Origin of the sequence: Streptomyces sp. 3MP-14 (assembly GCF_006334905.2) — a bacterium.
In the GTDB taxonomy this organism is placed as follows: domain Bacteria; phylum Actinomycetota; class Actinomycetes; order Streptomycetales; family Streptomycetaceae; genus Streptomyces; species Streptomyces triticirhizae.
Genome location: NZ_VDLZ02000003.1, coordinates 500633 through 514729 on the forward strand (window position 1 = coordinate 500633; position 14097 = coordinate 514729).

Consider the following 14097-nt stretch of genomic DNA (forward strand, 5'->3'; position numbering starts at 1 on the left):
TCACCGACCCACCACGTCAACTGTCAACCAACCGAACAGCGAAGGCACTTCATGCGTACGACCATCGTGCACTCCACCCTGCCCATCACGTTCCACATCCTCGCCACCACCGCCAGCAACCACGCGCTGATGGTGCGCGGGCAGCGGGAGGAGGGGGAGGGCTGGGTGCTGCCGCAGGGCGAGGTGCGCCCGGGGCGATGCCTGATCCTGACCGCCCGCGAGCGGCTGATGGAGGCCGCCGGCTACGACCGGCCGCTCAGCGAGGTGCTGGCGGTCACCCTGCGCACGGACGAGGACGGCGGACTCAACGGCGTCGAGTATGTGCTCGACGGCGGCGTGCTGCCGGAGGTGCCGGACAACGACCCGCGTGAGGGCGCCAGTTGGGTGCCGATGCGGGAACTGCACGAGCCGCCGGCGATCTACCAGTACGCCATCATCGCCGCCGGGCAGCGCCGCCGCCTGCCGTTCCTCGTCAACGGGGACCGGCCGGACGCCGCGTTCGTCTGACCGGGACGGGCCGGCCGCCCGGTGGCGGGCCGCGTGGCCCGGCCGCGCTCCGCGCCTCCGTTCAGGGCGCGAGCACGAGGGAGCCGCGCGTGCCGCCCGCCGCCTTCAGGCGGTGCGCGCGGGCCGCCTCGTCGAGGGGGAGGACGGAGTGCACGCGGGTCGGCAGCGCGCCGGACGCGGCGCGGGCCAGCAGGTCGGCCAGGCGCGGGCCGTCGGCCTCGGTGTTCACGGTGTGCACGGTGATCCCGCGCTCCGCCGGCGGCCCGGCGTTGGGCAGGACGCCGACGAAGGTGCCGCCGTCCCGCACCAGGGCCAGGCCGGCGTCCAGCAGCGCGGCGGCGTCGGCCACGGCGTCCCAGCCCGGCTCGGCCTCGGTGACGAAGTCGGCGCCCAGGCCCCGGACGAACTTCTCGTCCCCGGGCCTGGCCAGGCCGGTCACCCGCCAGCCGCGCTCGGGCGCGAGCGCCGCGACGTTGGCGCCGACGGCGCCGGCCGCGCCGGTCACCAGCAGCGCCGCGCCGCCGGCGTGCGCGTCGCCGAGCAGCTCGACGGCCCGGGCGGCGGCCAGCCCGTTGAGCGGCACGGTCGCGGCCGGCAGCAGGTCGAGTTCGTCGGGCACGACGGCCAGGTCGGCGGCCGGCAGGACGATCTGTTCGGCGTAGGTGCCGAAGTCCCGGTCGAAGCCGCCCGCCAGGCCGGCGACCCGCGTGCCGACGGCGAGATCGACGCCGGCCCCGACCGCCTCGACGGCGCCGGCGAACTCCCAGCCCAGGCCGGTGCGTTCGGGCTGGTTGATCAGGCCCATCGCGTGGAACGTGCCGCCGGCGACGGCGAGGTCGACGGGGTTGACGGGCGCGGCGGCGACCCGGACCCGCACCTCGCCCGGCCCGGGCTCGGCGACGGGCACCTCGACGATCTCGATCGAGTCGGGGCCCTTCGGGGTGCGGACGACGGCCATGCGGAAGGTGGTCGAACTCATGCGGTGCTCCTGGGTTTCCGTGCTCGTTCGCTGGCGGTTCCCAGACTGCTGCGGTTACTCTCCACTGGGAAGTAGGCACCTGAAAGTGCGTAGCTCACCGGCAGGGTGAAACGGTCGGCGGCGGGAGGGACCACGGATGGCGACGAGAACGGCGGCCGAGCGGCGGGCGGAGGCGAAGGCGGGCTATGACGCGTTCCTCGCCGCCTGCCCCAGCCGCCAACTGCTGGAACGGATCTCCGACAAGTGGGTCGCGCTGGTGCTCGCGGCCCTCGGCAGCGACGGGCCGCAGGTCTCCGGGGACGCCTGCACCGGCGAGCCACGGCCGATGCGCTTCTCCGAACTGGCGCGCCGGCTGTCCGGCATCAGCCAGAAGATGCTGACCCAGACGCTGCGCGCGCTGGAACGCGACGGGATGATCACGCGGACGGTGACGCCGACCGTCCCGGTCACGGTCACCTACGAGCTGACGGACCTCGGGCTCTCGCTCTGCGCGGTGATGCGGGGCATCAAGGACTGGGCCGAGACCCACATGGAACAGGTGCACGCGCACCGCGAGGCCTACGACGCGCGGTGACGTGCCGGCTCGTGCCCCGCCATCTCCTCCGCCGGTTCGACGGTGCGGGCCTTGGGCGTTGAACGATCTGTTCACTTCCAGACGGGCACCTAGAAAAAAGGTCCCCCACCCCCCGGCGCGCCCGCCTTCGGGAGTCGGCGGCGCGCGGACTACCTCACCGGCAGGCGATGTTCGCGCGGCAGCGTGGTCGTTGACCGAACACCCCACCCACCGCCCGCCCCACCCGAACAACCGGCACCGCCCCCGCCAGACGCCCGACGATCGGTCAGGTCCGAGACGGGCGACATGCCGGGGCAGGCCGGCGAAGCCGGTGCGCGCCACGCACGCCCCCAGCGGCCAACCGGCCCTCGAACTCGGCGCGGTCCCTGCGCCCGTGGGGCACGCACCGCCATTTCCGACCACCCCCGGCGGCAACGAACTCCACCTCCCGGAAGCCGCGCCCCCCTTCCCAGCCAGCCTCCTGCCGGCATTCGTTACGCCCGCACCCGGCCGATCGTGCGCCATCTAGGCCCGGCGTCGTGGTCCGCGCCAGAGCCCCCACCACACCGCAGGGTCTCGTCGACCAACGAAACGACCAGTCGGGCTGCCCCGCACCGGCCACCGGCCCGCACCCGAAGGCCCGGGAGCGCCCGGGGCCCCCAGGGCCCCGGCGCCCCCGGCGCCCACCCCGCACCCACCCCACCCCGTTGCCCCTTCCCTCTCTCCCTCCCGCCCTCGTCGCGTTCCAGCCAGCGGACGCCCCATTGAACATCCCCGCGCGATGTGGTGCGATCCCCACCATGAGGGCCACGAGGGAGACCCGCTCGGCGTGCACGGTGCTGCTGGACCAGTTCTGGCCCGGCCGCCGCGCCGACCACTTCGACGAGTTCTGTCGCTGAGCCCTCCCCTTCTCGCGGTCACCGCCCCGGAGTCGCGGGCGGCATCCCGCCACATCAGCCGAATCGGCTAGATCGGCCGGATCGCTCCGCCTGACCGCCGCCCGCACGCGGCCTCTCCCGTTCCGCGCACCACTCCGCGCACCGCTCCGCACCCGTTCCCGCACCCCGTTCCGCACGTTGCCACGCGCCGGCGTTCCCGGCGTTCCCTCCCCGGCCGCCGTGCGTCCCGCTCCGCCCTGCCCGGACCCAGGAGTTCACCCCATGTCCTGCTGCGCCCCGTCCGCCGACGGCCACCACCACGACCACGCGCCCCCCGGCGCGGGCGCCGGCGGCCAGCTGGTCGGCGTCCCCGACGCCCGCGCCGCCGCGCCGTTCCGCCCGCCCGCCACGCGGCGCGGCACGCGCGGCCAGGTGCGGCTGCCCGGCGGCACGTTCGGCATGGGCGACGCCTTCGGCGAGGGCTACGCGGCCGACGGCGAGGGCCCGGTGCACCCGGTGCGCCTCGACCCGTTCCTGATCGACGCGACCACCGTCACCAACGCCGCCTTCGCCGCGTTCGTCAAGGACACCGGCTATGTGACGGACGCCGAACGGCTGGGCCTGTCGGCGGTGTTCCACCTCTCCGTTCGAGCCGAGCCGGCCGACGTGCTGGGCCGCGCCACCGGAACGCCGTGGTGGCTGGTCGTGCGCGGCGCCTCCTGGCGCCACCCGGCCGGGCCGCTCTCCACCATCAGCGATCTCCAGAACCACCCGGTGGTGCAGGTGAGTTGGCACGACGCCCAGGCGTACTGCGCGTGGGCCGGCAAGCGGCTGCCCACCGAGGCCGAGTGGGAGTACGCCGCCCGAGGCGGACTTGAGGGCCGCCGCTTCCCTTGGGGCGACGAACTCACCCCGCGCGGCCGCTGGTTGTGCAACATCTGGCAGGGCACCTTCCCCACCCACAACACCGCCGAGGACGGCCACGACGCCACCGCGCCCGTGAAGTCCTTCCGCCCCAACGGCCACGGCCTGTGGAACATGGTCGGCAACGTCTGGGAGTGGTGCGCCGACACCTTCGATCCCGGCACCTACGCCGCGCGCGCCGGCGCGCGAAGCCCCGGGGCCGGCGCGCCGCAGGCCATGACCGGCGCGCCGGACCCCGTTCACGACCCCCGGGGCCCCGCGCACGACCCGGCCCCGGACGCCCGCCGCGTCATGCGGGGCGGCTCGTTCCTGTGCCACGACTCCTACTGCTACCGCTACCGGGTCGCCGCCCGCTCCGGCAACACCGCCGACTCGGCGGCGGCCAACATCGGCTTCCGCTGCGCCAACGACGTCGCCTGACCCACCACTTCACCCCCGCACCCCAAGGAGTTCCGATGCCCCCGAAGCGCCCGTCCGGGAAGAGATCGTCGCGTTCGCTCGGCCTGCTGGCCCTCCCCGCGCTCCTCACCCTCACCACGCTCGGCGCCCCCGGCCCCGCCACCGCCCACGACGGCCAACCGGGCGCCCCAGCGGGCGGGCACCACCGCCCGCAGCAGCCCAACATCGTCTACATCCTCGCCGACGACTTCGGCTGGACGAACCTCAGCAGCCCCCGCACCAACGCCGGCAACCCCAGCGACTACTACGAGACGCCGGCCCTGGAGCGCATCGCGCGGGAGGGCGTCGCCTTCGACAACGCCTACACCTCCGTCAACTGCACGCCCACCCGCGCCGCCCTGCTCACCGGCCTCCTCGCCCCGCGCCCGGAGAACAACATCTACCTCGTCGGCAACCTCAACCGGGGCGGCGACGACACCCTCCTCTACGGCCCGCCGCAGGGCCGCGAGGACGGCGCCACCGCCCTGCCCGCCGAGGCCGTCACCGTCGGCGAACGGCTCCAGGACGTCGGCTACACCACCGGCTACGTCGGCAAGTTCCACGTCACCAGGACCGGCGAGGACATCACCGCCCTGCACGGCTTCGACGAGAACATCGGCGGCACCAACGCCGGCGACCCCGGCAACTACCACGCCAGCGAGGGGCAGTTCGGGCCGAAGATCGGGCCCGCGCTCGACGCGTTCGCCGGCGACTACACCCAGGAGTACGTGGACGAGAACATCAGGCCGTACAGCCACGGCGTCGACCCAGCCGCCCTCGACGCCCTCGTCGGCACCGACAAGCACGTCACCGACGCCCTCGCCGACGCCACCATCGACTTCGTCGACCGCAACAGCGAGGACCCCTTCTTCGCGTTCCTCAGCTCCTACGCCGTCCACACCCCGGTCGGCGAACGGCAGGCCCGCGCCGACCTGTTGGCGAAGTACCAGGCCGCCGATCCCGGGAGCGGCCCGTCCAACCCGTCGTACGGGGCGCTCACCGAGGGCCTCGACCAGACCGTGGCCCGCGTGGTCGACCACCTGGAGACCACCCCCGACCCGCGCGCCCCGGGCCGCTCCCTCGCCGAGAACACCGTGCTCGTCTTCACCGGCGACAACGGCGGCGTCGAGCGGTTCACCGACAACGGGCCGCTGCGCGGGCAGAAGGGCGAGCTGCGCGAGGGCGGCATCCGCGTCCCGCTGATCGCCTGGAGCGCCAACCCGGAGCTGGTGGACGGCGACCGCGTCAACCACACCCCGGTCTACGCCGCCGACCACCACGCCACCATCGCCTCGCTCGCCGGCGTCCGGCCGCCCGCCCGGCAGGCGCTCGACGGGGCCGACCTCAGCGGCCTGTTCGCCGACCCGCACGCGCGGCTGCGCCGCGACGCCCTCTACTGGCACCTGCCCGGCTACCTCGTCGACGCCACCCGCGACCAGCGCCCGCAGTCGGTGATCCGCTCCGGCCGGTGGAAGCTCGTCTACTCCTACGAGGACCGCTCCTGGGAGCTGTACGACCTGCGCCGCGACCTCGGCGAGGCAGACAACCTGGCGGACGAACGCCCCGACGTCGTGCGGGAGTTGGGCGGCGACCTGATCCGCTGGCTCGACGACCTGGACGCGCCGCTGGCGACGCTCCGCGAGGGCCGCGAGCCCGTCGAGTTCACCGTCACCGGCACGACGTACGCCGACGGCGAGGCCACCCGGCGGCGCGGCGAGACCCTGGTCATCCGGCCCGGCGAGGAACTGCCGCTGGTCCTCGAAACGCCACGGCACCACTGAACGCCACGGCACCACTGAACGCCACGGCACCACTGAACGACGGCACCAGCCCAGCCCCCGGAAGGCCCCGCCATGCCCACCACCCTGTCCCACCCGTCCCACGCCTCCAGACCAGCGCCCCAACCCGGCCCCTCCCGCCGCCGGTTCCTTGGCACCGCCACCGGCACCGCCGCCGGAACCGCCGTCGCCGGCCTCGTCGCGGCCCCCGGGCCCGCCTCGGCGGCCGAGCTGGCCGCGCCGCGCGGCCGGCCCGGCCGCCGGCCCCCGAACGTCGTCTTCGTCTCCATCGACGACCTCGGCTGGGACGAACTCGGCGCCTACGGCAACACGTTCAACGAAACCCCGCACCTCGACCGGCTGGCCCGCGAGGGCGTCCGCTTCACCAGCGCCTACGCCGCCGCCCCGCTCTGCTCCCCGACCCGCGCCGCGCTCGTCACCGGCCGCTACCCGGCGCGCAGCGGCATCACCGACTTCCTGCGCGGCGAGGCCGCCGCGAGCGACAAGCACCTCTCACCCGACATCCCGACCGTCCCCGACGTGCTCCGCCCGCACGGCTACACCACGGGCCTGATCGGCAAGTGGCACCTCACCGAGACCTACAGCGGCCCCTACCGGGAGCGGCCGGGCAACCCGTTCGCCCACGGCTTCGACGAGGTGATCGCCTCCGAGGAGAAGTACATCGCCGACGGCGACTACTTCCACCCGTACTTCTTCCTGCCCGACCTGCCCGCCAGGGAGCCGAACGAGTACCTCACCGACCGGCTGGCCGCCGAGGCGGTCGACTTCCTGACCCGCCACCGCGACGAGCCGTTCTTCCTGCACCTCTCCAACTACGCGGTGCACACCGTCCTCGACGCCAAGCCCGAACTGGTCGCCAAGTACCGGGCCAAGCCGGGCGCCGACGAGTCGCCCAACCGGCCCGTGCTCGCCGCCATGCTGGAGAGCGTCGACCAGCAGGTCGGCCGCATCGCCGAAGCGCTCGCCGAACTCGGCCTGGACCGCGACACGTTGCTCCTGGTCACCTCCGACAACGGCGGCCCGTACCGCGACGCCAACCAGCCGCTGCGCGGCGGCAAGGGCGAGCTGTACGAGGGCGGCATCCGGGTGCCGCTCATCGCGCACTGGCCGGGGCGGGTGCGCGGCGGCCGCAGCGAGGACACCCCGGTCAGCACCATCGACGTGCTGCCCACCGCGCTCGACCTGGCGGGCGGCCGGCCCGGCCGGCACCGGTTCGACGGCGTCAGCCTCGCCCCGGTGCTGACGGGCGCCGGCCGGCTCCGCCGGGACGAACTGTTCTGGGTCTATCCGCACTTCATCGGCTCCACCCACCCGCACGCCGCCGTCCGCTCCGGCCGGTACAAGCTGGTGCGGTACTTCCGCGACGGGCGCGCCGAGCTGTACGACCTGGCCCGCGACCCCGGCGAGACCACCGACCTCTCCGCCCGGCACCCGGGCCGGGCCCGCGCGCTGCGCGCCCGGCTCGAAGCCCACCTCGCCGAGGTCGACGTCCTCCCGCCGACGCCGAGCCGCGCGGCCTACCCGGTGCCCGAGCTGGCCGAGACCTTCGACGGCGATCTGGCGCGGTGGAGCGTGCTGCCGGTGACCTCGCACGTGGGCGACGCCCGGGTCGAGAACGGCCGACTCGCCGTCAGCGCCGACCAGTTGACCCACCTGGTGTTCCGCTCCGACGTCACGCCCGGCTCCGACGCGGCGGCGGCCGTGCTCACCCCCGGCACCTTCGCCGAGGCCGGCACCCAGGACACCGTCTTCGTCGGCGTCGCCCAGGACGCGGACAACTACCTGCTGTTCCGCTACCACAACGGGCTGCACCGCGTCGGCTGGGACCTGCGGATCGACGGCCAACTCGTCACGGCCGGGGCCGAGCCGTTGCAGAACCTCGACGGCACCGTGGACCTCACCGGCCCCGGCGCCCGTTACGCCTTCGTGCTGCGCGGCACGAAGGCCACGGCCTACGCCGACCAGGGCGACGGCTGGGAGTTCCTGTTCACCGCCGACACCGGCGGCGCGCTCGACCTCAGCGACCCGGCCGTGCGCGCCCGTTACCGCTGGGCCACCAGCGTCCGCCTCGACGACGGCACCATCACCCTCGACGGCCTCACCGCCCACCGCGCGTAGGGCTTGCCGCCCCCGCCCCCGCACCCGGCTGGCGCACCGCTCTCCCGGACGGTCGTAGTACCCAGCGGGCGCGGGCTCACCCAACGGGCGCGGGGCGGGGGCGCGTTGCCCCTGCCCCTCGCCGGGCCGCGCCGGCCTCGCCGGGCCGCGCCGGCCTCGCCGGGCCGCGCCGGCCTCGCCGGGCCGCCCCGCGCCGGCCTCGCCCAGCGCCCCGCGTTCGTTCAGCCGCCGGCCAGCGCGCGGCCGGCCTCGCGGGCGGCGGCCAGCGCCTCGGAGTGCCGCTGCGCGGCGACGTCCCGCAGGGACTCCATGCCGGGCGTGGCCGCCGCGAGCGTGAGTTCGCGCTTGATCACGGTCAACTCGGCCTCCCACAGGTCGCCGAGGACCCGCTCCAGATAGGGCGTGGAGTGGTCCCAGCCCTCGCGCGGGGCGCCGGGGCCGTAGCCGCCGCCCAGGGTGGTGGCCAGCACGGTCGGGGTGCCCTTCAACACCGGGGTGGTGGCGCCGGCGCCCGCGATGACGAGGTCGACCCAGGTCTTGAAGTGCTGGGAGACGCCGTAGTTGTACAGCGGGACGGCCAGGATCGCGGCGTCGGCGGCCTGCACCTCCTCGGCCAGCGCCGTGCCCAGGGCCAGCGCCTCGCGCTGCGCCGGGGTGTGGTCATCCTCGGCGGCGAAGGCCGCCGTGGTCGCGAGCGCCCACGCGTCGGCCGGCAGCGCCTCCGTGCCGAGATGGCGCCGGACGACCGTGGCGTCGGGGTGGGCCGCGCGCCACTCGGCCTCGGCTATGTCGGCGATCTCGGCGCTGGCGGAGGCGCCGGGCAGGATGCTGGCGTCCAGGCGGAACAGGTTCATGATCGTGGTCCTTCGGAGGGGACGGTTCTCGTCCGGTGGTTGGTGCGGTGGCTCGTGGGTGCTCGGACACGGGCCGCGTGCTGCGGCCTCGCGACGGCATAAACGGACTTTACCCCGGTTTTGTTTCCAGCCTGTAGATTGGCCCGGTGACCAGCTCCGTCGTGCCCTTCGGGAAGCCGCGTGGCGAGCGCGCCGACGCGGCGCGCAACCGCGAGCACCTGTTGCGGACCGCCCGCGAGATGCTCGCCGAGCACGGCGCGGAGCGGGTCACCATGGACGGCCTCGCCGAGCGCGCCGGCCTCGGCAAGGGCACCGTCTTCCGCCGCTTCGGCAGCAGGGCCGGGATCTTCCGCGCGCTGCTCGACGCCGACGAGCGGCGGTTCCAGGAGCAGGTGATGTCCGGGCCGCCGCCCCTGGGCCCCGGCGCCGGCCCCGTCGAACGCCTCGTCGCCTACGGCCGCGCCCGCATCGCGTTCCTCGTCGACCACCACGCCGTCGCGCGGGCCGCCCTCGACCGCGCCCAGCCGGTCCCGGCGGGCGACGCGTCCGTTACCCAGCTCCACCTCGGGATTCTTCTCCGCCAGGCCACGTCGCTGCCCCATCTCAACGGCCTCGCGATCCAGCTCACCGCCGCCCTCGAAGGCCCGCTGCTGCTCTACCTGTCGCGTCCCGAGGCCGAGGAGGCCCTGGCGACGGAGACCGTCGAACTCCTCGGCGACGCCTGGGAGACCCTGATCGAACGCCTGGCGCGCTGAGCGCCACCGTCAACGGACCCCCGTGCCCGAATCCCGCCCCGCCGCCCGGCGATCCCGCCTCGCCCCGGCGCGTCGCCGCGCCATGGGCGATACTGTGCGTGCTCGGTCGTCGCTGACGGAACGTGAGCTGAGGGGGCGCTGTGGCGCAGGGTGACGCGGAGGGCCAACGGGGGCTGCCCGCCTCGCGGAACGAACTGTCCGCGCGGAACGAACTGTCCGGCCTGGTCGAGGGACCCGTGGTGCAGGCGGGGCAGGTGCACGGCGGGATCACGTTCCACGTGACCCAGGGACCGCAGGGGCCGCAGCCGGGCCAGCATGTCCGGCCCGACCAAGTGCCCCCGTTCACCGGCCGGTTCAGGAACCGGCAACGCGAGATCGCCCGCCTCGACGGGCTGTTGGCGGCGGCGGACGACGGCCGGGGCCCGGTCCGCCAGGTCGTGATCAGGGCCCTGCCCGGCATGGGCAAGACCTCGCTGGCGCAGCGGTGGGCCGAGACCGCGCGGGACGCCTTCCCCGACGGCCAGCTCTTCGTCGACTTCGCCGCGCTGCGCCAGGGCGCCGGCGCCGACGTGTCGGAGGCGGTGGCCATGTGCCTGCGCGCGCTGGGCGTCTCGGAGTCCGCCCTGCCCGGCACGCTCGCGGAACGCGCCAACGAACTCCGCTCCCGCACGGCGGGCAGGCGGCTGCTGTTCGTGCTCGACGACGTGAGCCGGCCCGCCGAGGTCAGGCCCCTGGTGCCCAAGGGCGCCGGCAGCGTCGTCCTCGCCACCAGCCACCAGGACCTGGGCGACCTGCTCCTGGACGGCGCGGAGCTGCTGCCGCTCGACCCCATGGAGGACGAGAGCGGCCGCGCGCTGCTGGCCGACGTCTCGGGCCGGACGATCACCCCGGCCGAACGGCCGGCGGCGGAACGCGTCGTGGCTCTCTGCGGCGGCCTGCCGGTGGCGCTCCGCGTGGTGGGGGCGCGGCTGCGGCGCGAGCGGCGGCTGACGTTCGCCGCCCTCGTCGCCGAACTGGCCGACGAGAACCGGCGGTTGCACGGACTGTCCGATGGAGGGGAGCATTCCATGTCCGCGGTCTTAGACCCCGCCTACCAGGCGCTGCCGCCCGAACAGGCCCGGGTGTACCGCCTGTTGGGCTGGCTGCCGGGGCGTTCCTTCGACGCGGGAACGGCGGCCGCCGCGCTCGGCACGACGGCCGGGGAGGTCCTGCCGCTGCTCGACGGGCTGGTCGACGCCAGCCTGCTGACCGTCACCGAGGCCGACCGGTACGCGTTCCACGACCTGGTGCGGCTGCACGCCCGGCAGCGGGCCGAGCGGGAGGAGTCCGAGCCGGCCCACCGGGAGTTGATCGAGCGCGTCGCGACGCACTTCCTGGCGTTGACCGCGTTCGCCGACCGGGCGATCCGCGCCGAGCGGCTGCGGATCGCCGACCCCGCCGCGCTGCTCGCCGGCGCGGCCGACCCGTTCGCCGAGGCGGACGGCCCGCCCCCGCTCGCCTGGCTCCGCGCGGAGCGCGGCCCGATCCTGGCCGCGCTGCGGGCCGCGAGCCAGGCCGAACTCCACGCGCTGGTCTGGCCGTTGGCCGAGAGCTTCACCGTGCTGTTCCTGCACCACAGGGACCTGCGGGCCTGGCGGGAGTCGCTGGAGCTGGGGATCGCCTCGGCCGTGGCGCTCGGCGAGACGGACGCCGAGGCGCGGCTGCGCAGCCTGCTGTCCCGGCCGCTGCTCGACCTCGACGAGGACGAACGGGCGCGCGCCGAGCTGGAGCGCGCCGAGGAGTGCGCGGCGGCGTCGGACCGGACGGATCTCCGGGCCTCGGTCGCGGAGTTCCACGGCCGGTACTGGGACCGGCACGACCCGGCCCGGGCCATCGACGCCTACCGGCGTTCGCTCGCCCTCAACCGGGAGGCCGACGAGCCGCGCGGCGCCGCCATCGCGACGTTCTTCCTGGGTCGCGCTCAGGCCGCCGCCGGCGATCCGGCGGCCGCGCTCGTCACGCTGCGGGAGGCGTTCGACGCGCTGTCGGCGCGGAACGACCGGCGGATGGCGGCGCGGGCGCTGGCCGCGATCGGCGAGGTCCACGAGCGGTCGGGCGAGGTCGAGTCGGCGGTCTCCGCGCTGCGCGAGGCGGCGGCGACGCTCACCGAGGAGGGCGCGAGCCACTACGAGGGCGAGACGCTGATCCGCCTGGCGGCGCTCCTGGAACGGACCGGCGGCGACCCGGCGTTGGTGCGGGAGTCCGTGGCGCGCGCGGCCGCGATCTGGGCGGAGACCGGCCACCCGGACGCGGAACGGCTCGCGGAGTGGCTGCGCCGCCTGGACGGCTGACGGCCGGGCCTCAGCCCTGCGGGGCGTCCCCGGCGTGGGCGCGCAGCCGCAGCCGGTGGGCGCGGCCGGGGGCGACGCGGAGGCCGAACTCCCCGGCCAGGGACGGCGTTCCGGCGCGCAGCAGGGTGTAGACGAGCGCGGCCGCGAGCCCGGCGTCGGGCCCGTCCGCGTGGTCGTCGGGCCCGCCGTCGGCCGGCCCGCCGTCGGCCTCGACGAGCCGGCCGTCCCGCAGGCCGACGAGGTGCCGGCTGGGCGGCCCGGGCGTCCCGAGCGGAACGGCGGCGGCCCGGGCGCCCGGCAGCCGGGCCAGGGTCCCCGCGATCCACGCCCGGGCCCCGGCCTCGTCCGCCGCCGGGTCACGCCCGACGATCACCGACGAACTCTCGACGAGCCGCTGATCGGGTTCGGTCTCCAGGCAGGCGAGATGAACGACGTGCCGGTCGTCCGTTGCCGCCAACTCACCGACAACGGCCGCCGGATGACGTTCCACGGTCACCGTGGGCCGGCCGTCCCGGGTGGCCAGCGAACCGGTGACCAGCCACGAGCTGACCTCGGTGGCGCGGGCCCCGGTCACCGGCAGGGCCGGCCTGGGGGGCGGGGCGTCCGGCTCGTCGAGATCCAGCAGGCCGTAGATCGCGGTGCGCAGCCGGGCGACGGCGTCGCCGGGCCGGTCGAAGGCCGCCCGCCGCACCGAGGCGTACCGGTCGGGGCCCTGCTCGCGGACGGCCCGCTCGATCTGCCCGGCGAGATCCGCACCCGCCACCAGCCGAGGCGCGATCCGGCCGAGCCGCTCCACGGCCGTCCCCGGCACCACCTCCCCGGCGCCGAACGCGCCCAACAGCGTCGGCTTGCCCAACGCCGCCCCGTACAGCGTGACCGAGCCGTGGTCGCCCACGACCGCGTCCGCGGCGACCAGCGCCGAACGCCAGGCGTGTGCCGTCGGCATCAGCAGCAGGCCGGCGTCCAGCGCCGGCGCCAGCAGCGCGCGGATCTGCCAAGCCCCGTGCGCGGCCCAGATGTTGGGGTGCAGGATCGCCGCCACCCGGTAGCCGTCGTACGGCAGCCGGGCCAGCAGCCGCCCGGCCAGCCGGGGATCGGACCCCAGCAGCGACGCCGGGCCCCACGTCGAACTCAGCACCACCAGCCGCGCCCCGTCCGGCACCCCCAGCCCCCGGCGGAGGTCAGCGGCGCGCGGCAGGCTCGTCCGCAACTCGTCGAAGCACGGGTCGCCTATGAGCAACGTCCGGCCCTTCGCCGCCGGATGCGCCTCCTCCACCTGCGCGCGCTGGTCCGGATGCGAGACCGCCAGCCACGTCCGCCCGTTCTCCAACAGCCGGTCCTGGACGACGCCGGAGACCCGGACGCCGGGGCCGGCCGGCGCCGGCACGAACTTCTGGAAGCCGACGCCGTGCGGGAGCACCAGCACCGGGCAGCCGCCGGCGTCGGGCACGTTCTCGCTGGCCGAGAGGATCAGATCGGGCCGGACCTCCGCCAGCCGCGCGGCGGGCAGCACCCGGCAGTCGTTCTCCTCCAGCAGCCGTGACACGCCGTCCTGGAACGCGGACGCCGGATCGTGCGCGAAGACCACCCCGATCCGGGGATCGCCGCGCACCACGGCCGGCAGCGTCTCCAGCACCCGGACCACCGAGGTCACGGTGCGGCTGAGCACCGCGATGGTGCGCTGGTGGGGGAACGTCCGCCACCGGGCGGCCTCCGCGCCGACCAGCGCGCGGAGCGGCCCGGCCGTGCTAGCGCCCACGGTCACCCCGAACTACCGCCGCCGCCCGCCGCGTCGCGGCGCACGGCGCGGCCCGCATAACGGCATAAGCGGGCTCCGGGCTCCGGGCTCCGGGCTCCGGGCTCCGGGCTCCGGGCTCCGGGCTCCGGGCTCCGGGCTCCGGGCTCCGGGCTCCGGGCTCCGGGCTCCGGGCTCCGGGCTCCGGGCTCCGGGCTCCGGGCTCC

At 75.5% G+C, this 14097-nt stretch carries 10 protein-coding genes; 7 read left to right on the plus strand and 3 right to left on the minus strand.

Annotated features, from left to right (window positions below):
- Positions 1–51 precede the first annotated feature (51 nt).
- Entirely contained in the window at positions 52–507 is a 456-nt protein-coding gene (locus FH609_RS06690) for an NUDIX domain-containing protein (RefSeq protein WP_139666236.1), read from the plus strand.
- 61 nt (positions 508–568) lie between these two features.
- Here the strand turns inward: FH609_RS06690 and FH609_RS06695 are convergent, their stop codons facing one another.
- Positions 569–1486, minus strand: coding sequence for an alcohol dehydrogenase catalytic domain-containing protein (locus tag FH609_RS06695; protein WP_139666237.1), 918 nt, complete (start codon positions 1484–1486; stop codon positions 569–571).
- A gap of 136 nt (positions 1487–1622) precedes the next feature.
- On the opposite strand from FH609_RS06695, the gene FH609_RS06700 reads away from it, so the two are divergent.
- From FH609_RS06700 to FH609_RS06715, 4 genes are all read left to right on the plus strand, one after another.
- Complete coding sequence (locus FH609_RS06700) at positions 1623–2060, plus strand: winged helix-turn-helix transcriptional regulator (protein ID WP_139666238.1); 438 nt, start codon at positions 1623–1625, stop codon at positions 2058–2060.
- A 1139-nt stretch (positions 2061–3199) separates the two neighbouring features.
- Complete coding sequence (locus FH609_RS06705; RefSeq protein WP_139666239.1) at positions 3200–4261, plus strand: formylglycine-generating enzyme family protein; 1062 nt, start codon at positions 3200–3202, stop codon at positions 4259–4261.
- 35 nt (positions 4262–4296) lie between these two features.
- A complete protein-coding gene (locus FH609_RS06710) occupies positions 4297–6060 on the plus strand; it encodes a sulfatase (protein WP_139666240.1) in 1764 nt (587 codons plus the stop codon).
- A 72-nt stretch (positions 6061–6132) separates the two neighbouring features.
- Entirely contained in the window at positions 6133–8196 is a 2064-nt protein-coding gene (locus FH609_RS06715; RefSeq protein WP_139666241.1) for a sulfatase, read from the plus strand.
- 221 nt (positions 8197–8417) lie between these two features.
- Here FH609_RS06715 and FH609_RS06720 read toward each other — a convergent pair whose 3' ends face one another.
- A complete protein-coding gene (locus FH609_RS06720) occupies positions 8418–9050 on the minus strand; it encodes an FMN-dependent NADH-azoreductase (RefSeq protein WP_139666242.1) in 633 nt (210 codons plus the stop codon).
- A 146-nt stretch (positions 9051–9196) separates the two neighbouring features.
- Here FH609_RS06720 and FH609_RS06725 point away from each other — a divergent pair, with 146 nt between their 5' ends.
- Positions 9197–9805: a TetR/AcrR family transcriptional regulator gene (locus FH609_RS06725; RefSeq protein ID WP_139666243.1), complete on the plus strand. Its 609-nt coding sequence runs from the start codon at positions 9197–9199 to the stop codon at positions 9803–9805.
- A gap of 140 nt (positions 9806–9945) precedes the next feature.
- The gene (locus tag FH609_RS06730; RefSeq protein WP_226961454.1) at positions 9946–12135 is read left to right on the plus strand and encodes an ATP-binding protein; all 2190 of its coding nucleotides are present in this window, start codon (positions 9946–9948) and stop codon (positions 12133–12135) included.
- A gap of 10 nt (positions 12136–12145) precedes the next feature.
- On the opposite strand, the gene FH609_RS06735 is transcribed toward FH609_RS06730, so the two are convergent.
- Positions 12146–13894: a hypothetical protein gene (locus FH609_RS06735; RefSeq protein ID WP_226961455.1), complete on the minus strand. Its 1749-nt coding sequence runs from the start codon at positions 13892–13894 to the stop codon at positions 12146–12148.
- Positions 13895–14097 lie beyond the last annotated feature (203 nt).

Excerpts from the sequence above, each read along its gene's own strand:
- FH609_RS06705 (WP_139666239.1), top strand. The coding sequence starts at position 3,200 with ATGTCCTGCTGCGCCCCGTCCGCCGACGGCCACCACCACGACCACGCG.
- FH609_RS06690 (WP_139666236.1), top strand. The coding sequence starts at position 52 with ATGCGTACGACCATCGTGCACTCCACCCTGCCCATCACGTTCCACATC.
- FH609_RS06695 (WP_139666237.1), bottom strand. The coding sequence starts at position 1,486 with ATGAGTTCGACCACCTTCCGCATGGCCGTCGTCCGCACCCCGAAGGGC.
- FH609_RS06720 (WP_139666242.1), bottom strand. The coding sequence starts at position 9,050 with ATGAACCTGTTCCGCCTGGACGCCAGCATCCTGCCCGGCGCCTCCGCC.
- FH609_RS06700 (WP_139666238.1), top strand. The coding sequence starts at position 1,623 with ATGGCGACGAGAACGGCGGCCGAGCGGCGGGCGGAGGCGAAGGCGGGC.
- FH609_RS06715 (WP_139666241.1), top strand. The coding sequence starts at position 6,133 with ATGCCCACCACCCTGTCCCACCCGTCCCACGCCTCCAGACCAGCGCCC.
- FH609_RS06710 (WP_139666240.1), top strand. The coding sequence starts at position 4,297 with ATGCCCCCGAAGCGCCCGTCCGGGAAGAGATCGTCGCGTTCGCTCGGC.